Raw genomic sequence first — 23176 nt, forward strand, 5'->3', positions numbered from 1 at the left:
GTCGAGGCCGCTGAGTCGAGACCGCGGAATCGAGACCGCGGAATCGAGTCGGCGGAATCGAGAACGCTACCGCGACGGGCGCGGAATCCGGGACTACACCGGATTCCGCGCCCGTCGTGTTGCGGCCCCTGCCTCGGGACGGATGCCGGACTGCCCTCTCAGGAGAGAGGAATCAGCAGTTGCGCAGTTCCGGGCTCTGGTTCAACAGCTGGGCCCTGGTGCCGATGAAACGGGTGTAGGTCTCGCCGCCGACCGCGGACAGCGGGAAGGCCGCCACCCGGTGGCAGTTCTGGAAGGCCAGTTTGACCTTGAAATGCCGTTCCAGGCCGCCGCGAATCGCGTCGGAGGCCATGGCGCGCAACAGTTGGCCGCGGGCCACCTCGTCCGGCGGCGCGACCAGATTGTCGGCGTATTCCTCCGACCCCGACTCCAGTTCGCCGGCCACCCGGCTGACCACTTCCCACGCGTACGGCAGTGAGGTTCGTACGACTTCGGCGAAGTCGGCGTCGTCGACCTCACCGGCTTCTGCGCGTTCGAGTATTGCTGCGGGAACATCGAGGGACATGGCGCTCTCCTCCTGGGGATGGGGTGGATGGGCGGTGCGATGTCCCCGAAGTCTAATCGAAAGTGGTTGTCAACAAGGCTGGATTCGGCGTGAAAGTGCTTTATCGAGTGCGGTTTTCGTGTCGGCGGCCAGTGTGCGCACCAGATCGCCCGCGGGTAGCTCCGGCGTCAGCGCCTGCGTCTGACCCGCCCACAGGTTGACATCGTCGCGGTTGCCCGCCGCGCGCGCCCGTGCCCGCAACGGCGCGGTGGCGTAATGGATTTCGGGATAGGCGACAGGCGCGTTCGCCGAATGTTCGACCATGAATCCGTTGCGCACCCCGCGTGCCCTGCGGCCGGTGAACGCGCGGGTGAGCATGGTGGGCTCGGAGGTGCCGACCGCGTCGCGGTGCACCGGATTGGTTCCGGCTTCCGGGCAGCGCAGGAAGACCGTGCCCAATTGGACCGCCGCCGCGCCCGCCGCGAGCGCGGCGGCGATACCGGCGCCGGTGGTGATGCCGCCGGTGGCCACGATCGGCAGGTCCACCGCGGCGTCGAGCAGTTGCAGCAGCGCGAGCAGGCCGAGCGGATCGACGGCGTCGTCGGTCACCCGATCGGTGAAGGTGGCCCGGTGTCCGCCCGCCTCCGAGCCCTGCGCGATGAGGACGTCGGCTCCCGCATCGACGGCGATCAGCGCCTCGGCGACCGAGGTCACCGTCACCCAGACCTCGGAGCCGACCGCGTGCAGTCTGGCGATCTCGGCTCGCGCGGGGCAGCCGAAGGTGCAGGTCACCACCGCGACCGGGGATTCGACGAGCAGGTCGAGTTCGGCTGCCCAGTCGTCGGTGTCGTATCGGGGCGCGCCGAGGTCGTGGTCGGCGCCGATCTCGGCCAGATAGTCGGCGAATCGCGCGGGCGGGGTCGCCGGGCCGGGGACGAACAGGTTGACCCCGAACGCGGCGTCGGTCGCGGCGCGGGTGGTCGCTATTCGCGCGGCGACCTCGGTCGCGCTCAGGTAACCCGCCGCGAGGATGCCGAAGCCGCCCGCTTCGGTCACGGCGACGGTGAGCTCGGGAGTGGACGGTCCGCCCGCCATCGGGGCGAGGACGATCGGGACGCGCAATTCGTCGATGATCACGGCTCGAGTCTGGCCTACTTTCGTTCGGCAGCCTGTCCGTAACCTTCGAAAAACGCATGTGACCTGGCGCGAAACAAAAAGATTGGTATCGAAGGTTGCGAAATGGTCACGACGGGGTAGAGTTCCCATCACAACGGAGGCCGAAACGTTACATAGTTTCGGGTTCACCGAACGGGGTAATCCCGTCGGGCTTCGTTCTTCAATGTAGTCGGAAGCTAGGACGAAGCTTTGTCGCAGCACCGGGTAGGCCCCAGTTCCATCACCGTCATGAGCCTCATCGGCGAAGGCTGCGTTTCGGGTCGGCCGACACGACATCGCGTCGAGTCGAGCTCCGCCGAGCGAGTGAAGATGGCCGCCAGCGCCGCCGTCGCGGCGGGCGCCATCATCGGCACCCTGTCGCAGGTCGCTCCCGCCATCGCGGCCCCGCTCTCGGATCACGACGCCGAGGACGCGGCCCAGGCCATCGAGCCGATCACGTTCAAGGGCAGTGACATCTCGACCACCCAGGCGAAGTTCGACGCCCCGGCCGAGACCGTCGAGACCGCCGCCGCCACGACTCCGGCCGCCGCGATTCCCGTCGCCGCGCCGATCGCCGCGCCGTTCGGTATCGGCAACCTCCCCCCTGAGATCGCCGGTCCGCTGTCGCAGGTCGAGGACATCCTCAAGGGCGTGCAGCAGCAGGTCGCCCCCGCGCCCGCCGCGGTGCGTCCGGTCGGTGGCGCCATCAGCTCCGGATTCGGAAGCCGTTGGGGTGAAATGCACTACGGCCTCGACTTCGCCGATTACCTGGGCGCTCCGATTCATTCGGTGAGCAACGGCACGGTTATCGAAGCGGGACCGGCCTCGGGCTTCGGCCTGTGGGTGCGCGTACTCCAAGAAGACGGCACCACAGCGGTTTACGGTCACGTGAACGACATGCTCGTGCAGGCGGGCCAGAAGGTGCGCGCGGGCGATGTCATCGCCACCGTCGGCAACCGGGGTCAGTCGACCGGACCGCATCTGCACCTGGAGATCTGGGATCAGGGTGGCAGCAAGATCGACCCGATGCCCTATCTCGCCGACAAGGGCGTTCCGATGCACTGGGGCCCGTCGCAGCACTGAGTATCGCTGCCGGGCTTGCGGTTCCACACCTCACACCCGAACGGGCAGGGGCACCATGCACCGACGCGAAGCGGTTCGATGACTACCCGGCGAATCTGTCCGCTCATGCGGACCCGTGACGCCCTGCGGGTCGTTAGGCTCGGCCCGTGACCGAGCTTGGCGATATCTTCGAGCCTGGATCACCGCACGGCAGAGCCTATGCCGCGCTGGTCCACCATCCGCGATCCGGACTTGCCGATATCGCGCGCCACCTGAGCGTTTCCCTCGAGTCCGCCGCCGCCTCCCTCGAGGTCCTGTGCGAATTGCAGGCCGCGGTCCGTCTCGACAACGGCGACGGCGAACCGGTCTGGGACGCGCATGCGCCCGAATCGCTGTCGGAATCCGAGGCGAAACGGCGTCAGCACGCGATCAACCAGATGCACGCCTCCGCGGCGCGACTGAGTGAGACCTTCCGCTCGGTGCGCCGGTCCCCGCGCGGCAACGGCGCGGTGGTTCCGGTGTACGAACGCCTGGAGATGCTGGCCGATTTCGAGGAGATCCAGCATGCGGCGCGCGGCTGCGTCAAGGTCATCGAACGTCCGCCGTATCTGAGCGATCCCGATCGTGAACAGCAGTTGTTCCTGCTCAAGCGCGCTCGCCTGGGTGCGGGCATCCGCTACCAGACCCTCTACCAGGACGCGATCTACCAGGATCCGGAGCGGCTGCGACACGCGCTGGCCACCAATGCCGTCGGGGCGCACGCCAGGACCCTGCCCGACCCGCCGCTCAAGGTGATCATCTGCGACGACGATCGCGCGAGTCTGGTGCTGCACGCCGACGAGCGCCGTCCCGATCCGATGGGATTGCGCATCACCGGCTCGCCCGCGCTGCGACTGATCGTCAAGACCTTCGATGTGCTGTGGTCGCTGGCCGCGCCCATCTCGGTGAATCCGACCGCCGACGAACTCGATGAACGCGACAGGGCGATCCTGACGCTGATGGGTCTCGGCGCGACCGACGACACCATCGCGCGCAGGCTCGGAATGTCGCGGCGCACGGTGGTCCGGCGGACCGCCCGGCTGCTGGAAAGACTCGGTGCGAGTACCCGATTCCAGGCCGGTGTGCAGGCCACGAGACGGGGATGGCTATGATCTAGCAACTGCGAATTCGCCCGATCCCAGCCGGTTGCCGCTCCCACGGCGCGACGCCGATTCCTGTGATCTGATTGGGCCGAAACGCCCGAATCATTCCTCTTGCTTTGTTCGACGCCGGTGCCGCGCGCGCCGGAATCCAGCCGGGTTGGTGGGTTTCGGCGCAATTGTGTGAGCTCGACCGAGAGGAATGCTGGACACCGATGGATGGGGTTCGCCGGACTGCTCGAGGTCGCATTCGTCGCCGATCGAGCGCCCCGCTGTTCGTTCAGTTGCTCACCGTCGCGGTGGAATCCGCCGCCGACTCGATAGCGATCAGCTACAACTCGCTCGGTGCCGCGGGCCGCCGCGAACTCACCTATACCGAGCTGGACGAATCGTCGTCGCGACTGGCACGCGAACTGATCGACCGCGGTATCGGCCCCGGTGATGTCGTCGCCGCCGGATTCACCCGTTCGATCGAATCGGTACTGACGGTATGGGCCGTCGCGAAAACCGGCGCGGCCTACGTCCCCGTCGATCCCGCCCTTCCACCCGAACGCGCCGCCTACCTCGTCGCCGATTCCGGTGCGGTGCTCGGCCTCACCGATTCCACGCACCGCGCGCGATTCGGCGCCGAAATCGACTGGCTCGAACTCGACGATCCGGACTGTCGCCGCCGGATCGAGGCCAGGCCGGCGCATCCCATCTCCTATGTCGACCGGGTGCGGGCGCTGACCGAACAGCATCCGGCCTACATCATCTACACCTCCGGCTCCACCGGTCGTCCCAAGGGCGTCGTGGTGACCCACACCGGGCTCGCGGCGCTGGTCACCGCGCAGCGCGAGCGTTACGCGGTGGACGAGCGGGCGCGGGTCCTGCACGTGTGCTCGCCCAGTTTCGACGTCTCGGTGCTCGAACTGCTGCTCGCCTTCGGTTCGGGGGCGACGCTGGTGGTGTCGCCGCCGACGGTGTTCGGCGGCGTCGAACTCGCCGATCTGATCCGTCGCGAACACGTCACGCACATGTTGATCACCCCGGCGGCGCTCGAATCCGTCGATCCGGCCGGGCTGGACGGGCTGCGGGTCGTCGTGGTCGCAGGCGATGCCTTCGGGCCCGGCCTGGTCGAGCGGTGGGCGGTGGACGGACGCGCCTTCTACAACGGCTACGGCCCCACCGAGGCCACGATCCTGGCCACCGGCAGCGCCGAACTGTCGCCGGGCGCGCCGATCACCATCGGCGCGGCGCTGCCCAGCGTCGGCGCGGTGGTGCTCGACACCCGGCTGCGTCCGGTGCCCGCCGGGGTCACCGGCGAGCTGTACCTGTTCGGACCCGCGCTCGCGCGCGGCTATCTGGGGCGGGCGGCCCTGACGGCGGACCGGTTCGTCGCCAATCCCTTCGGCGGTGACCCGGGCACCGCGGGCACGCGCATGTATCGCACCGGTGATCTGGTGCGCCGCCGCGCCGACGCCGGTGTTCTCGAATATCTGGGCCGATCCGATTTCCAGGTGAAGGTCCGCGGTTTCCGTATCGAACTCGGCGAGATCGATGCCGCGCTGACCGCCCATCCCGATATCGAATACGCGGCGACCCTCGGCAAGGTCGCGCCGTCGGGTGCGACGATGCTGGTCTCCTACGTGCTGGCGCGCGACGGGATCGACGTCGACACCGGGGAACTCGGCCGCTTCGTCGGCACCTCGCTACCGGGCCATATGGTGCCGTCCGCGATCATCGCGCTCGACGCGATTCCGCTGACCCCCAACGGGAAGCTGGATCGCCAGGCACTCCCGGACCCGGATTTCGAGACCTCGGTCTCGCGGGATCCGGTCGGCGTCGTCGAATCCCATCTCGCGGAACTGTTCGCGCAGGTACTCGGGGTGCGAAGGGTCGGGGCGCAGGATTCGTTCTTCGCCGCGGGCGGTGACAGCATCCTGTCGATCCAGTTGGTGTCGCGGGCCAGGGCTTCGGGGATCACCTTCACCCCCCAGGACGTCTTTGAACAGCGCACGGTGGAGGGATTGGCGCGGGTCGCGGTCCTCGGTGGCGAATCCGCGCCGACGCTCGCGGAACTGCCGGGCGGCGGTGTGGGGGAGATGCCGCTGACGCCGGTGCTGGCCGCGTACCTGTCCGGGGGACGGATCTTCGGCCGGTTCACCCAGCAGATGGTGCTGGCCCTGCCCGAGCACGTCGACCGGGCCGATCTGGTCGCGACCCTGGCCGCGGTGCTCGACCACCACGACATGCTGCGCGCGCGATTGCGTTCGGTCGACGGGCACTGGGAGCTGTGCGCCCTGCCCGCCGGTGCGGTCGAGGTGGAAACGCTGCTCACCCGCGTCGAACTGCCCGCGGGACTCGGTGCGCGAGAGCTGAGCGGTGCCGCGAATACCGCCGCGAATTTCGCGCTCGACACCCTGGATCCGGAACGGGCGCGCGTGGTCGCGTTCACCTGGCTGTCGCGCCCCGACGGCCGGGACGCGCTGATCGTGGCGGCGAACCACACGGTCATCGACGGTGTGTCGTGGCGGATCCTGATCGGTGATCTGCTGACGGCGTGGGCGCTGCGCGCGGCCGGGCAGCCGATCGCGCTGCCCGAGGTCGGCACCTCGTTCCGTCGCTGGGCGCACGGGCTCGTCGACGCGGCGGCCACCCGCGTCGACGAGACGGCGTACTGGCGAGGGGTGCTCGCGATCCCCGATCCGCCGCTGGGAGCGCGGGTGCTGGATCCGGCGATCGACACCGCCGCCACGGTCCGCCGGGTCGGCGTCACCCTGTCGGCCGAGATCACCCACGCGGTGCTGACCGAACTTCCCGCGCGCTATCGCGGCGGCGTCAACGACGGTCTGCTGGCCGCCCTCGCGCTCGCGGTGCGTTCGTGGCGGGCCGATCGCGGCGTCGACGCCGCGGCCACCCGCATCCGGCTCGAAGGTCACGGCCGCGAGGAGTCCGCGGTCGCGGGCGCCGATCTGACCCGCACCGTCGGTTGGTTCACCACCGTGTATCCGGTCGCGCTCGACCTGACCGGTATCGCCGGTGACGCCGCGCGGCGCGGCGGCGACGAGATCGGCGCACTGCTCAAAACCGTGAAGGAACAGCTGCTCTCGGTGCCGGATCGCGGTATCGGTTTCGGCATGGCACGCCATCTCGGCGGCGACGGTGGCGAACTCGACGGCTCGCTCGGCCAGATCGGCTTCAACTACCTGGGGCGGATCGCCACCGGCGCGATGCCCGAATCCGCTGCCGGGACCGGCTGGCTACCGACCGGCGAATGGGGTGAACCCGAGGCCGAACAGGATCCGGAGCTGCCCGTCGCCGCTGTCGTCGACATCAACGCGATCGTCATCGAGGCGGAGTCGGGCGCTCAGCTGACCGCCTCGTTCGCCTACCCGGGCGAGATACTCGACGAGTCGGCCGTGCGTGATCTGGCCGAGCACTGGGTGGCGGCGCTGACCGCGCTCGGCGCGCACGCGGATGACCCGTCGGCCGGTGGCCTGACCCCGTCGGATGTGCCGCTGGTCCGCGTCGGCCAAGCCGAACTCGACCGCTGGCGGCGCGATTACCCCGGGCTGACCGATGTGCTCCCGCTGTCTCCGCTACAGGCCGGTCTGCTGTTCCTCATCGAGGTCTCGGAGGGGTCGGCCGATCCGTATCTGCTCCAGTCGGCGGTCGAACTGTCCGGTGTGATCGATCCGGATCGGCTGCGCCTGGCCGCGCAGACGGTGCTCGATCGCCAGGCCATCCTGCGCACGGCGTTCGCGACCACCGCCGATGGCGTGCCGGTCCAACTCGTCGCCGAGGGCACCCGGGTGCCGTGGCGGATCGTGGACACCGACGAACAGGATCCCGTCGCGCTGCTCGCCGCCGAGCAGCGCCTCTCCTTCGACCCGGCGGTCGCCCCGCTGCTGCGGTTCACGCTGTACCGCGCGGATTCCGGGCGCGTGCACCTGGTGCTCACCGCACATCATCTGCTGCTCGACGGCTGGTCGATGCCGCTGCTGATGAAGGAATTGCTGATCTCCTACGCCGTGCACGGCGATCCGGAGGCGATGCCGCGCGTGCGCCCGTACCGCGATCATCTCGCCTGGCTGGCGCGATACGACGGCGACACCGCGATCGGCGCGTGGCGCGAGGCGCTGCGCGAGGCCACACCGACCCGGTTGGCCGCCGCCCTGCCCGCGCCGACGACGCCGGTGCCGGGGTACGGCGATTGCGAGGCCGATCTCTCGGTGGCCGAGACGACCGCGCTGACCGAATTCGCGGCCGCCAACGACGTCACCGTCAATACCGTGGTGCAGGCGGCCTGGGGCCTGGTGCTCGCGGGCAGTGTCGGCCGCCGGGATGTCGTCTTCGGCGCGGTGGTGTCCGGTCGTCCGCCGCAGCTCGACGGTGTCGACGACATGGTCGGCCTCTTCGCCAATACCGTCCCGGTCCGCGTCCGCTTCGATCCGGACGCGCCGCTGCGTCATATGCTGGAACAGCTTCGCTCCGAACAGGTTTCGCTGTTGGGAAGCCATCACGTCGGGTTGTCCGAGATCCAGCGGGTCGCCGGTGCGGGCGAACTGTTCGATTCGCTGATGGCCTACCAGTCCTATCCCGTCGACGCCGACGGCCTGCGCGAGGCCTACGGCACGATCGACGGTCTGGAGATCGTCGCGCTGCACGGCGCCAATGTGACCCACTACCCGGTCGCCGTCCAGATCGACCTGGGCACACGGCTGCTCGTACGGGTGCAGTACCGCCGCGACGCGGTCAGCACGGAGGCCGCGAGGGCGCTGGCGGACCGATTACGCACGGCCATCGGCGAACTCGTGTCCGCGCCGGAACGCACACCGGCCGATCTCGACGCGCTGTTCACCCGGCGCGGCGACGTCATCGCCCAGGCGAGGTACTGGCGCGAGACGCTCGCGGATCTACCGCAGGACTGGAGTCTGCCCACCGACCGGCCGCGGCCGCTCGCGCCCGTCGTCGCCACCGGTCGCGTGGAATTTCGGGTGGACGGTCCGGCGTACCGCTCGGCGCTCGAACTCGCCCGCAGCCGTCGCACGACCGTATTCTCCTTCGTCCATTCGGTTTTCGCGATTCTCTTGGCGAGGCTATCAGGAAGTGACAACATCGCCGTCGCCGGGGCCGATGCCGCGGACACGGTGGTATTGCGCACCCGGATCACCGGCGACACCCCCTTCGAAACAGTGCTGGAGCAGGCGAAAGAGACTGCCGCCCAGGCGTTCGCGCGAGCGGCGCTGGCCCTCGACGCTGTCGTCGCGCTGCTCGATCGACCGAAGACCGCCCCGTCGCCGGTGCGCGTGGCGCTGTCGGCCGGACACCGCATCGATACCACCGGATTCGATCTGGCGCTGTGCATCAGGGAATCCCAGGACGGTATCGCGGCCGAATTCGACTTCGCGCCTGAGCTTTTCGACCGGGAAACCGTCGAGGGCATCGCCCGGCGCTTCCTGCTGCTGTTCGCCGATGCCGCCGAGCGGCCCGGTACGCCGGTCGGCGACCTGGCACTGCTGAGCGCGGCCGAACACGTGACGCTGACCCGGGTCGCGGGTGACGACGTCATGGCTTCCGCGACGATGCCCGAACTGCTGGGCAGGGGCGCCGAATCCGGGCGTGACCGGGTCGCGGTGCGGTACCGGGGACGATCCATCGGGTACGGCGAGTTGGACGAGTACACCTCGCGCCTGGCGCGGGTGTTGATCGAACGCGGTATCGGACCGGAGGATTCGGTCGCGGTCGCGCTGCCGCGTTCCTACGAGATGGTCGCCGCCGCAGTCGCGGTCGCCAAGGCCGGTGGCGCGCACGTGCCGATGGATCCGGCGCATCCGTTCGAGCGGTCGCGTCATCTGGTCACCGACTCCGGCGCGGTACTCGGCATCACCGTGTCCGAATTCGCCGAACGGCTACCCGACGACGTGGCATGGCTGGTCCTGGACGACCCGGACTTCGAGCGGCACTGTGCGACGCGAGCGGCGACCCCGGTGACCGACGCGGACCGCCGTGCCCCGCTCGACATCCGCAATCCCGCCTATGTCATCTACACCTCCGGTTCGACGGGCAGGCCCAAGGGCGTCACCGTCACCCACGCCGGACTCGGTGGTCTGGTGGACGAGGCGGTGCGCCGCTACCGGCTCGCCTCGCGGCACCGGATGCTGCATATCTGCGCGCCCAGTTTCGACCCGTCCGTGCTCGAATGGCTGTGCGCGTTCTCCGTCGGCGCGACCCTGGTGATCGCCGACCGCTCGGTGATCGGCGGACAGGAACTCGGTGACCTGCTGCGTTCCGAGGCGGTCACCCACGCGATCATCACCCCGGCGGTGCTCGGCACTGTCGATCCTGTGGGTCTGGACGCGCTGGAGGTGGTGTCGGTCGGCGGTGACGTGACGACACCGGACCTGCTCGCGACCTGGCAGCCCGGACGCCGCTACCTCAACGGCTACGGACCGACCGAGACCACCATCATCTCGACCTACGCGGAATTGGCGGCGGGAGAGCGCGTCACGATCGGCAAACCGGTGCACGGCATGTCGGCGCTCGTCCTGGACGCGCGTCTGCGGCCGGTACCGCCGGGTGTCACCGGTGAGCTGTATCTGGCCGGTGGCGGTCTGGCGCGCGGTTACCGGAACCGGCCGGGACTGTCGGCCGAACGTTTCGTCGCCGATCCGTGGGGCGGACCGGGCACGCGGATGTACCGGACCGGGGATCTGGTCCGGCGGGTCAGCGCGGCCGACGCCGAATCGGCGGGTCCGCGGCTGGAATACCTGGGCCGCACGGATTTCCAGGTCAAGGTGCGCGGCTACCGGATCGAACTCGGTGAGATCGACTCGGTACTGCTCGCACATCCCGATGTCGATTTCGCGGTCACCGTCGGACGTGAGAACGCGGGCGGCGCGACCGTTCTCGTGTCCTACGTGACCGGGACGGGGCTCGACCCCGATGCCGTGCGACGAGTCGCGGCGCGGACGCTGCCCGCGCACATGGTGCCCGCGGCGGTGGTCGTCCTCGACGAGGTCCCGCTGACGTCGGTGGGCAAACTCGACCGCGCCGCCCTGCCCGATCCGCGCGTCGCGACCCGCCCCTACCGTGCGCCGTCGACGGGTGCGCAGCACACCGTGGCCGCGATCTTCGCCGAGGTGCTCGGGATCGAGCGGGTGGGGGCCGACGACGATTTCTTCGATCGGGGTGGCAATTCGCTCCTGGCCACCCGGGTGACCGCGCGCCTCGGCACGGCATTCGACGCGCGGGTTCCGGTGCGGGTGCTGTTCGCCGCGCCGACCGTGGCCGACTGCGCCGAGGCGGTGACGCGCCTGACCGGCGTCCGGCCGAGCGCGCCGGTACTCGTGCGCACGAGCGGCGTTGCGGGCGAACATATTCCGCTCTCGCCCGCTCAGCGTCGCATGTGGTTCCTCAACAGATTCGACGCGGAATCGGCGGCCTACAACATCCCCGTCGTGCTGCGTCTGTCCGGCGCGCTCGACGCCGACGCGCTGCGCCTGGCCTTCGCCGATCTGGTTGTGCGACACGAGATCCTGCGTACCAGGTACCCGCAGACCGAGGAGGGGCCCGCGCAGGTCGTTCTCACCCCCGAACACGAGGACGCACCGCGACTGACGCTGCGGGAGGTCACCGATATCGACACCGCCGTCGCGCGCGCGGTCGGGGTGGTCTTCGACGTCACCGCGCAGGTTCCGGTGCACGCGGAACTGCTGCGCGTCGCGCCGGGCGAGCACGTGCTGGTCATGGTCGTCCACCACATCTGCGCCGACGGACTTTCCGCCGGTCCGCTGACGCGGGATCTGGCGACGGCGTACGCGGCGCGTGCGCGCGGCGAGGAGCCGGGATGGGCTCCGCTGCCGTTCCAGTACGCCGATTACGCGCTGTCGCAGTGCGCGATGCTCGGCGACGAGGACCGGCCGGGTTCGGTGGCGGCCGAACAGATGGCCTACTGGCGCGCCGCGCTCGCCGACCTCCCCGATCAGCTGGAACTGCCGAGAGACCGGCCCCGGCCCCCGGCCCAGTCGTTCGCGGGCGGCCGGGTGGAACTGCGTGTCGACGCGGACGCGCACGCCGCGCTCGCCGGGATCGCGCGCACGCATTCGGCGACGCTGTTCATGGTCGTGCACACAGCGCTCGCGGTACTGCTCGCACGCCTGTCGGGGACCGACGACATCGCGATCGGCGCGCCGATCGCGGGCCGCGCCGATCCCGCGCTCGACGACCTGATCGGCATGTTCGTCAACACCCTCGTGCTGCGCGCACGGGTCGACGACGGTATGGGTTTCGCCGAACTGCTCACCCGGCAGCGCGAGACGGATCTGGACGCCTTCGCCCACGCCGACATGCCCTTCGAACGGTTGGTGGAGGTGCTCAACCCGGTGCGTTCCACCGCGCGGCATCCGCTGTTCCAGGTCGGGCTCTCCTTCCAGAATCTGGACCGGGTCCGGATGGAATTGCCCGGACTGACCATCACGACCGGGGACACCGATACGCGGCTCTCGCAATTCGATCTGCATGTCGTCGTGGCCGACAGCTACGACGCACACGGCGACCCGGCCGGTCTGAGCGGCTATTTCACCTATGCCACAGATCTGTTCGACGAATCGACGGTGCGGGGATTCACCGACCGTTTCGCACGGATCATCGACGCGGTGATCGAGGACGCGGACGTTCCGGTCGGCGCGATCGACATGCTCTCGCCCACCGAGCGGGCGCGGATGCTCGACGACTGGAACGACACCGCGCGCGAACAGGATGCGACCACGACCCTCGTGACGCTGCTCGACGCCACGGTCGCCGCGGTGCCCGACGCGGTCGCTCTGGTCGCGCCCGACGGCGCGCGGCTGACCTACGCGGAGCTGGATCGGCGCGTGAACGGTCTCGCGCGGTATCTGATCTCGCTCGGCGTCGGTCCCGAGTCGCGGGTGGCGCTCGCCCTCCATCGCTCGGTGGATCTCGTCGTCGCGCTGTTCGCGGTCACGCGGGCGGGCGCCGCGTACGTGCCGATCGATCCGGACCAGCCCGCGGTCCGTTCGGACTACATCCTGGAAACGGCCGCCCCGATCTGCGTGCTCACCGATACCGGCACCGCCTTCGCTACCGAGGCCGCGCCGGTGATCGGTCTGGACGACCTCGATCTCTGTGCGGTGAGCGCCGCCCCGATCACCGACGCCGATCGGCTCGCGCCGCTGCGCGCCGAGCACGCCGCGTATGTCATCTTCACCTCCGGTTCCACCGGACGACCCAAGGGCGTCGCGGTGTCGCACGCCGCGATCGTCAACCAGTTGCTGTGGAAGGCAGCGGAATTCGGCCTCGACCGCGACGACGTGATGGTGTTGAAGACCGCGGTGACCTTCGACGTGTCGCTGTGGGAGCTGTGGTCGCCGGTGGTGTGCGGCGGCCGGTTGGTCATCGCGGCCCCCGGCGGGCAGCGCGATCCTGCCTACCTCAACGAATTGATGGCGCGCGAGGGCGTGACGACACTGCACGCGGTGCCGTCGATGCTCGACGCGCTGACGACGGGTCGGCTGCCGGGGTCACTGCGCCGGGTACTCACCGCGGGTGAGGCGCTGCCGCCCGTGCTGGCCAGGCGGTTCGCCACGGCCGCGCCGTGGGCGGAACTGTTCAACCTGTACGGCCCGACGGAAGCGGCGGTCGTCGTCACCGGCCATCGGGTCGACGCCGCCGATCGGCCGACCGTGCCGATCGGCGTCCCGGTATGGAACAGCCGCGTCTACGTGCTGGATCGGTGGCTGCGACCGGTGCCGCCCGGGGTCAGCGGTGAATTGTATCTGGCCGGAGCGCAGTTGGCGCGCGGCTATTTCGGCCGCCCCGGATTGACCACGGAGCGTTTCGTGGCCGATCCGTTCCGGCCGGGCGAACGTATGTATCGCACCGGCGATCTCGCGGCCTGGTCCGCCGACGGTGTGCTCGACCACCGGGGCCGCACCGACTTCCAGGTCAAGATCCGGGGCTATCGCATCGAACTCGGCGAGATCGACGCGGTGCTGACCACACATGACGACGTCTACATCGCCGTCACGATCGGGCGCGACAACGCCGCGGGAGCGACCACGCTGGTGTCCTACGTGGTCGCGGCCGAGGGCGCGACCCTGGACCCGGACCGGCTCGCGGACTGGGCGGCGCGCACCCTGTCGTCGCATATGGTGCCCGCCGCGATCGTCGTGCTGGACGAACTGCCGCTGACCGCGGTGGGCAAACTCGATCGGTCCGCCCTACCGGAGCCGCGAGCCCGTCGACGGGCCCACCGCGCGCCGGTGACCGGGCTCGAGCGCACCGTGTGCGGGATCTTCGCCGATGTGCTCGGCCTGGATCGGGTCGGACTCGACGACAACTTCTTCGAACTCGGCGGAAATTCGCTGATCGCGACCGAGTTGTCCGCTCGGCTGAGTGACGCGGTGGCCGAGCGGGTTCCGGTGGTGTGGATCTTCACCGCGCCGACCCCGGCGGCCGTCGTCGCCGAGCTGCGGGTGCGCGGCACCGAGGGCGCGGGCGCGGACGCGGCGTTCGACATGCTGTTGCCGCTGCGGACCTCCGGCACGGCCGAACCGCTGTTCTGTATCCATCCCATGAGCGGAATCTCGTGGTCCTTCGCCGGTCTGGTCGTCCACCTGGACGCGGACCGCCCGCTCTACGGACTCCAGACCCCGGTACTCGGCTCGGCCGCGCCGCTACCGGATTCGATCGAGGACTGGGCGCGCCACTACGTCAAACAGGTCCGCGCGGTACAACCGGAAGGGCCGTATCACCTGCTCGGCTGGTCGCTGGGCGGCGTGCTCGCGCACGCGATGGCCGTGCAATTGCAGGACGAGGGCGAGCGGGTGGCGCTGCTCGGCATGATGGACAGCGCGCTGCGCCATATCGCCGAACCGGACACCGTCGCGCATTCCTGGCAGGAGGTGCGGCGGGAGCTGGTGCGGGAGCTGTTCGTCGATCTGTTCGGCGACCCGGGACCGGACGAGGGCGGAGACGAGGCGGGCGAGGTCGCGCTGCTCGCGCGGCGGTTGAGCGCGCTGCCGGAACCGTTCGCGTCGTTCGGGGCCGCGCGGATCGAGCGGGTGGTCGACGCCGCGATCGAGTCCATCGCCCTGGACGCCGCCTACCGTCCCCGGCCCTTCGCCGGTGATCTCGTCTACTTCTCGGCGGTCGGCGATGCCAGCGACGCGGTCGACGTCGCGACAACCGACACCTCCACGGCCGCCACAGAGGCCGGTGCTACCGATGCCGCGAGCGACGGGACGGCCGCTTCCACCAGGCCGCCGAGCACCAATGCCGCGACCTGGACCGAAGCGGTGACCGGATGTGTGCACGATCACCCGATTCCCGTCGCGCACGGGCGGATGGCCACCGATGCCTCGCTGCGCGCGATCGCCGAACTGCTGAGGTACCTGTTGTGAGAACTCCAGCGGCGGGCGACGGTGACCTGTGAGCGGCCCCACGTACCGTCGGTTCTGCAACATCCCGGCCGCCGGAACCGATGCATCCGGGGAAAGCACCCGGCCGCCGGTCATATGTCCGCCGGGTGTCGGTGACCGGGCCGACCGATATGATTGCCCGGACCGCGCTGGCCCAGGATCACGATCCACGGGGTGGGGCCGATTGACAGAACGGCCGTGCGGCCGAGTTGCACGCGAGAGGTGATCACACCCGAATGGATACTGCCCGCCGTACTGGCCGTTCTAGTCGTCGCCGCAGGTCGGGCAGCCCCACCTTCGGTCAGCTGCTGACCGCCGCGGTCGAGTCCGCCGCCGATTCGGTGGCCGTGCGCGAGCACGACGTCGAACTCACCTACCGCCAGATGGACGCGGATTCCTCGCGTCTGGCCCGCGAACTCATCGAACGCGGCGTCGGCCCCGGTGACGTCGTCGCCATCGGCATCGCCCGCAGCATCGAATCGGTGCTGTCGGTCTGGGCCATCGCCAAGACCGGAGCGGCCTACGTACCGGTCGATCCGTCCTATCCGTCCGACCGGATCGCGCACATCCTGTCCGATTCCGGCGCGACCGTCGGACTCACCACCAAGGCGCATCGCTCGGTGCTGGGATCATCGGTGTACTGGATCGAACTCAACGATCCGGTGGTCGCGGGACGGCTCGCGGACCGCCCGGAACACCCGATCTCCTATACCGACCGGGTACGTCCGCTCGACGAGCGCCATCCGGCCTATGTCATCTACACCTCGGGGTCCACCGGCAAGCCCAAGGGCGTCGTCGTCAGCCACACCGGTCTCGCGGGACTGGTCGCGGCCGAACGCGAGCACTACGGCATCGACGGACAGTCGCGGGTACTGCACGTCTGCTCGCCGAATTTCGACGTGTCCGTGCTCGAACTGCTGCTCGCCTTCACCGCGGGCGCGACCCTGGTGATCTCACCCCCGGCGGTCTTCGGCGGTTTCGAACTCGCCGACCTGCTGCGTCGCGAACGGGTGACGCACATGCTGATCACCCCCGGCGCGCTGGAATCGGTCGACTCGGCCGATCTGCCCGATCTGCGGGCCATCGTGGTCGCGGGCGACAAATTCGGTCCGGAACTGGTCGGCCGCTGGGCCGACGGCACCCGCGAGTTCTACAACGGTTACGGCCCGACCGAGGCGACCATCCTCGCGACGAGTTCCGCGCCGATGCGGGCCGACGAGCCGGTCACCATCGGCACCGCCATTCCCGGCGTCGGCGCGTTCGTCCTCGATCCGAGGTTGCGGCCGGTTCCGGCGGGTGTCATCGGCGAGCTCTACCTGTCCGGTCCCGCGCTCGCGCAGGGCTACCTCGGCCGCCCCGGTCTGACCGCCGAACGTTTCGTGGCGAGTCCGTTCGGCGCTGAAACCGAGAACGCGGGGTCGAGGCTGTACCGCACCGGCGACCTGGTGCGCCGCGCCGAGGACGGCGGCGCGATCGAATATCTGGGCCGGGTGGATTTCCAGGTCAAGGTCCGCGGTTTCCGTATCGAACTCGGCGAGATCGACAACGCGCTGACCGCGCATCCGACCATCGATTACGCGGCGACGCTGGGCAAGACGCTGCCTTCGGGCCAGACGGCGCTGGTGTCCTATGTCCTGCCGCACGAGCACGCGACCGTCGACACCGCCGCGCTCACCGCGCATATCGCGGAATCGCTTCCCGCGTACATGATTCCGGCCGCGGTCGTGGTGCTGGAGCAGATCCCGCTCAACGCGGTGGGCAAACTCGACCGCGCCGCGCTACCCGAGCCGGTATTCGCCGTGCGCGAATTCCGGGCGCCGACCACACCGACCGAACGCACCATCGCCGAGATCTTCGGCGCGCTGCTGCTCGCCGGTGTCGAGGACGCCGAGGTGGGCGCCGACGACGACTTCTTCGAACTCGGCGGCAATTCGCTGCTCGCCGCGCAGGCAGCGGCCCGGATCGGTTCCGCGCTCGACGTGCGGGTTCCGGTGCAGTTGCTGTTCGAGGCGACCACCGTGACGGCACTGGCCGAACGTGTCGAGCAGCAGGCGAACACCCCCGCGGGCCGCGCGTTGCATCCGGTGGAACGTCCGGAGCGGGTGCCGCTGTCCTACGCCCAGCAGCGGATGTGGTTCCTCAACCGTTTCGATCCGGCGAGCGCGGTCAACAACATTCCGATGGCGGTGCGCCTGTCCGGCAGGCTCGACGTCGCGGCGCTGCGTGCCGCGGTGGGCGATCTGATCGAGCGTCACGAGGTGCTGCGCACCGTCTACCCCGAAGTCGACGGTATCGGCGTGCAGCGGGTGCTCTCGATCGACGACGCCGACGCGGTGCCCGAACTGCTGGTGATCGAGGGCAGCGAGGAGCGGGTACCCCAGTTCGTCGGCGAGACGGTGATGGCCGGTTTCGACGTGACCGCCGCGCCGCCGATCCGGCTGCGCCTGATGAGTATCGGCGCGGCCGAGCACATCCTGGTCAGCGTGGTGCACCACATCGCCGGTGACGGCTTCTCGATGGGCCCGCTGACCCGTGACCTGATGACCGCGTACGCCGAGCGCGTCTCCGGCGCGGCGCCGATCTGGCCCGCGCTCGAGGTGCAGTACGCCGATTTCGCGATCTGGCAGCGCGAGACCCTCGGCGGCGAGGACGACCCGGATTCGCTGCTGAGTCGCCAGATCGCCTTCTGGAAGCGCGAATTGGCCGGTCTCCCGGAACAATTGAACCTGCCCGCCGACCGCCCGCGTCCCGCCGTCGCCAGCAACGACGGCGCGACGTTGCGCGCGAATCTCGACGCCGGACTGCACAGCGCGTTGCGCGCGGTGGCCAAGCGACACAATTCGACGCTGTTCATGGTCGCGCACGCCGCGCTCGCGGTGCTGCTGGCCCGGCTGTCCGGTACAAGGGATATCGCCATCGGCACCCCGGTCGCCGGTCGCGGCGAGGCGGCGCTCGATGATCTGATCGGCATGTTCGTCAACACCCTCGTGCTGCGCACCGAGGTCGACCCCGGCGCCACGTTCGAGGAACTGCTCGGCCGGGTCCGCGGCAGCGATGTGGAGGCCTTCGGCAATGCCGACGTGCCGTTCGAGCGACTCGTCGAACTGCTCGACCCGGTCCGCTCGACCGCGCGTCATCCGTTGTTCCAGGTGCTGCTCGTACTCCAGAACCTCGCGCCCACCTCGCTGGAACTGCCCGAACTCATCGCGACGGGCGTCGAGATGACGGTGCCGCTGGCGAAATTCGACCTGCAACTCGAATTGGTCGAGAACATCGGGCCCGACGGCACGGCCGAGGGCGTCTCCATCGCCTACACCTACGCCACCGACCTGTTCGACGAACCGACGGTGCGGGATTTCGCGGACAGGTTCCGACTCGTGCTGTCCTCGCTGGTCGCCGACTCCTCGGCGATCGTCGGCGATATCGACCTGCTCGCTCCGGGCGAGCGCGAACTCGTGCTGCGCGAATGGAATACGCCCGGCACGTCCATCCCCGAGGTGACCCTGGTCGACCTGGTTGCCGTGCAGGCCAGGCTGCGTCCGAACGCGACGGCGATCCGCTTCGGCGACACCGCGCTGAGTTTCGCCGAACTCCAGCGCCGGGCCAACCGGGTCGCTCGCGCCCTGATCGCCGGTGGCGCGGGCCCGGAGAAACTGGTGGCCGTCGCGGTCGCCCGCACCGAGGATCTGCCCGTCGCCCTGCTCGGCGTGCTGCTCTCCGGCGCGGGATACCTTCCCATCGACACCGCCTATCCGGTCCAGCGGCTGGAATTCATGCTGTCCGACGCCGCTCCCGCCTGCGTTCTGGTGACGGCGGGGGAGCGCGACGCGGTGCCGGACACCGGCCGTCCGGTCGTGCTGTTGGAGGAGACCGCGCTCTTCGCCGACGCCCCGATCACCGACGCGGACCGGCGCGCGCCGTTGCGCCCGGACAACCTCGCCTACGTCATCTACACCTCCGGTTCCACGGGCGTGCCCAAGGGCGTCGGAGTGGCCCATCGCAATGTCGTCGAGTTGTTCGCGAACACCCAGTCGCGCTTCGAATTCGACGAGACCGACGTGTGGACGCTGTTCCACTCCTTCGCGTTCGACTTCTCGGTCTGGGAACTGTGGTGCGCGCTGGCCAACGGCGGCACCGTCGTTGTGGTCGACTACCTGACCTCGCGTTCACCGGAACTGTTCCGCGAGTTGCTCATTCGCGAACAGGTCACGGTGCTGAACCAGACGCCGTCGGCGTTCTACCAGCTGGCCGAGGCCGACCGCGCCGCGCACGCCACCGGCCAGGGCAAATTCGCGCTGCGCTACGTGGTGTTCGGCGGCGAGGCGCTCGATCTGCGTCAACTGCGGCGCTGGTACGACCGGCACGCGGTGGACGCGCCGTGGCTGGTCAACATGTACGGCATCACCGAGACGACGGTGCACGTGTCGTTCCTGTCGCTCGACGAACAGAAGGTGGAGAATCCGGCCAGCGTCATCGGTCGTGCGCTGCCGGGCCTGGACGCCTACGTCATCGACGAGCGCTTGCATCCCGCGCCGGTCGGGGTGGCCGGGGAGATCAATGTCGCGGGGCGTCAGCTCTCGCGCGGCTACCTGGGCAGGCCGGGACTCACCGCCACCCGATTCGTCGCCAACCCGTTCGGCGCGCCCGGATCGCGGATGTACCGCACCGGTGACGTCGGTCGCTGGGTCGGACTCGGCGGTGAGGCGAACCTCGAATACGCGGGCCGCAGCGACCAGCAGGTCCAATTGCGCGGTTTCCGTATCGAACTCGGCGAGATCGAATCCGCGCTGTTGCGCTGCGAAGGCGTCAGCCAGGCCGTCGTGCTCATCGGCGCCGACGAGCACGCGGGCGACCGGCTCATCGCGTACGCGGTCCCCGATACCGGCGCGCGGCTCGATTCCGTCGAATTGCGCGGTGCCGTCGCGGAATTCCTGACCGGCTACATGGTGCCCGACGCCGTCGTCGTCCTGGACGCGCTGCCGCTCACCCCCAACGGCAAACTGGATCGCAAGGCGCTGCCCGCCCCCGAATTCGTCAGCGACGCGACCTACCGCGCCCCGTCCTCGCCGCTGGAACAGGCTGTGGCCGAGGTGTTCTCGGGACTGCTCGGCGGTGTCGAGGTCGGACTCGACGACGATTTCTTCGCACTAGGCGGCAATTCACTGCTCGCCACCCGCGCGGTGGCCCGCGTCAACGCGGCGCTGGACGCGAAACTCGCGGTGCGCGAACTGTTCGAGGCCTCCACCGTCGCGGCGCTGGCCGCCCGGATCGTGCCCGGCGCGGGCGACGGTCCCGCCCGTCCGCCGCTGACCAGGGGTGAACGGCCCGTTCAGGTGCCGCTGTCGCTGGTACAGCAGCGGATGTGGGTGCTCAATCAACTCGATCCGGCGTCGCCCGCCTACAACATTCCGCTCGCCATCCGGCTCAACGGCGCACTCGATGTGTCCGCGCTGCGCTACGCCGTCGCCGATGTGCTCGAACGGCACGAGGCGCTGCGCACCCGCTACCCGGCCGAGGGCACCGGCGGCCTGCCGTACCAGGAGATCCTGACCGTCGCCGAGGCACTGCCCGGTGGGCTCGAGGTCGAGACGAACGACGATCCGATGCGCCGCGTCGGCGAATTGATGGCGGTCGGCTTCGACGTGACCGCGAAGGTCCCGCTGCGTGCTGTGCTGCTGGTCGGCGAAGGCGCGGCCGAGGATCACCTGCTCGTCGTCGTGGTGCACCACATCGCCGCCGACGGTGTGTCGATGACGCCGCTGGCCCGCGACCTCGCCACCGCGTATGTCGCACGGGTGGAAGGACGTTCGCCGTCCTGGGTACCGCTGGAACTGCAATACGCGGATTTCGCGCTGTGGCAGCGCGCCGCGATCGGCGAGGATTCCGACGAGAACTCCGTGGCCGCCACGCAATTGGCGTACTGGCGCGGACAGCTCGCCGGACTGTCAGGGGAATTGGCGCTGCCGCTGGACCGACCGCGCCCGCAGGTGCCGTCCATGCGCGGGGCGACGACCGGGATCGTGCTGCCCGCCGAGGTCAACGAGAATCTGACGCGCATCGCCCGCGAACACAATTCGACCCTGTTCATGGTCGTGCACGCGGCGCTCGCGGTACTGCTCGCGCGGATGTCGGGAAGTTCGGATATCGCCATCGGCACCGCCATCGCGGGCCGCGGCGAACGCGCTCTCGACGATCTGGTCGGCATGTTCGTCAACACGCTCGCGCTGCGTATCCCCGTCGATTCCGGCGCCACCTTCGGCGCCCTGGTCGATCGGGCCCGGGAAACCGATCTTTCGGCGTTCGGCAATGCCGACGTGCCGTTCGAGCGAGTGGTCGAGGTCGTCGCGCCGGGACGTTCGAGCGCGCACAATCCGCTGTTCCAGGTGGTGCTGTCGTTCGAGAGCACCGAGCCGCCGTCGCTGGAACTGCCCGGCCTGACGATCACCGGCCTGGACGCGGGCGCCGTCGCCGCCAAATTCGACCTCCAGGTCATCGTCGACCCGCGCCGCGCCGCGGACGGCACGACCGGTGAGCTGAGCGTGGTCTTCAGCTACGCCACCGACATCTTCGACGAATCCACCGCGCGGGCCTTCGGTCGCCGTTTCGAGCGCATCGTCACCGCCGTCGCGGCCGACCCCTCGGTCGTCGTCGGCGATATCGACATCCTCGACGCCGAGGAACGCGACCGGGTGCTCGTCGGCGCGAGCGCCGATCCCGGCGAGAACGCGGCGGCGACGGCGGGCGCGGCACTGACCCAGTCGCTGTCGGCCGGGGTCGAGGACGATCCGGACGGGCCCGCCGTGGTGTGGGGCGAGCGGGCGGTGTCCTACCAGGAACTCGACGCGCGATCCTCGCGTCTGGCACGGGTGCTGATCGAACGCGGCTGCGGTCCCTGCGACGGTGTCGCGGTGCGGCTCGGCCGAGGCGTCGACACGGTCGTGGCGCGCTGGGCGGTGCTCAAGGCCGGAGCCGCGCTGGCCCCGACCTCGTACCGGGACGACGTCCTGCCGGGAGCGGTGACGGTCGGCATCGGGTCGGTCGCGGATACCCGCGATGCCACCGTCGACTGGATCGCACTCGACGATCCCGCGGTCGCCGCGCGGATCGCCGCGCAATCGCCGCGCCCGGTGACCTACGCGAACCGGGTGCGCACCCTGCGCGGCGGCGATCCGGCCCTCTGGTCCGGCGGCGCCGTGGCGCTGACCTACGACGAGTTGGCCGCCGCCGCGGCCAGGATCGCGGCCCGCACCGAGATGACCTTCGAATCGCGTGTCTTCGGCCACGGCCGCCCGGAATCGCTGTCCGCGCTGATCGAGACGGTCGCCGCGGGCACGAACGGCGCGTCGATCGTCATCGGTGACGACGCGGGCGACCCGACCGGCTTCCTCGCCGACGAATGGGTCACCCACCTGTTCACCGATGCCGCTTCCTTCGCCGCGGTCGCGGTCTCGGAACTGGAGGACTTGAAAGTCGTGGTCCTGGAAGGTGATCCGGGTCCCGCGAGTTCTACCGGACAGGTCGAGGTACTCGCCCTGTCGGATCTCCTGGGCATCGCGGTGCCGCGCTAGGCGGTTCCCGACCCCCGGTCGCGTGATTCGCGCGACCGGGTGGATTTCCCGTGCGGGTTCGGCCGATGGGGACCGGTGCACGGTGTGAACCCCCCCATATACGGTGTGAACCCCCCATATAACGGAGACGGGTGGTGTCCTCGTCCGCTCGGGCCGAAGTGGCTCCGGCGGTGGCTCCGGGGACCGTGATCGCGGGCGACGACGGTGACCGCTCGAAACCGATCGGTGTGGATGGGCTCTGGCGGTAGCTCGGGGGAGCGTAAGCGCGGGCGACGACGGTGACTG

The 23176-nt window shown here is 69.6% G+C and carries 6 protein-coding genes; 4 read left to right on the plus strand and 2 right to left on the minus strand.

Going from position 1 to position 23176, the window contains the following annotated elements; genetic code table 11:
- Nucleotides 1–172 precede the first annotated feature (172 nt).
- Together DAT37_RS15185 and DAT37_RS15190 are read right to left on the minus strand one after the other, a co-directional pair.
- On the minus strand, nt 173–565 hold the full coding sequence (locus tag DAT37_RS15185; RefSeq protein WP_109525344.1) for an SCO5389 family protein: 393 nt from the start codon (nt 563–565) through the stop codon (nt 173–175).
- Between the two features lie 69 nt (nt 566–634).
- The gene (locus DAT37_RS15190; protein ID WP_198654274.1) at nt 635–1681 is read right to left on the minus strand and encodes an NAD(P)H-dependent flavin oxidoreductase; all 1047 of its coding nucleotides are present in this window, start codon (nt 1679–1681) and stop codon (nt 635–637) included.
- A 348-nt stretch (nt 1682–2029) separates the two neighbouring features.
- Here DAT37_RS15190 and DAT37_RS15195 point away from each other — a divergent pair, with 348 nt between their 5' ends.
- The 4 genes from DAT37_RS15195 (at nt 2030) to DAT37_RS15210 (ending at nt 22891) form a co-directional block, all read left to right on the plus strand.
- On the plus strand, nt 2030–2782 hold the full coding sequence (locus tag DAT37_RS15195) for a M23 family metallopeptidase (RefSeq protein ID WP_232839757.1): 753 nt from the start codon (nt 2030–2032) through the stop codon (nt 2780–2782).
- A 146-nt stretch (nt 2783–2928) separates the two neighbouring features.
- Entirely contained in the window at nt 2929–3912 is a 984-nt protein-coding gene (locus tag DAT37_RS15200) for a helix-turn-helix domain-containing protein (RefSeq protein WP_109525347.1), read from the plus strand.
- A gap of 272 nt (nt 3913–4184) precedes the next feature.
- Entirely contained in the window at nt 4185–15305 is an 11121-nt protein-coding gene (locus tag DAT37_RS15205) for a non-ribosomal peptide synthetase (protein ID WP_198654275.1), read from the plus strand.
- Between the two features lie 254 nt (nt 15306–15559).
- Nucleotides 15560–22891 (plus strand): non-ribosomal peptide synthetase, encoded by a 7332-nt coding sequence (locus tag DAT37_RS15210; protein WP_109525349.1) that lies wholly within the window; start codon nt 15560–15562, stop codon nt 22889–22891.
- Nucleotides 22892–23176 lie beyond the last annotated feature (285 nt).

Source organism: Nocardia aurea, assembly GCF_003123685.1.
GTDB lineage: Bacteria > Actinomycetota > Actinomycetes > Mycobacteriales > Mycobacteriaceae > Nocardia > Nocardia aurea.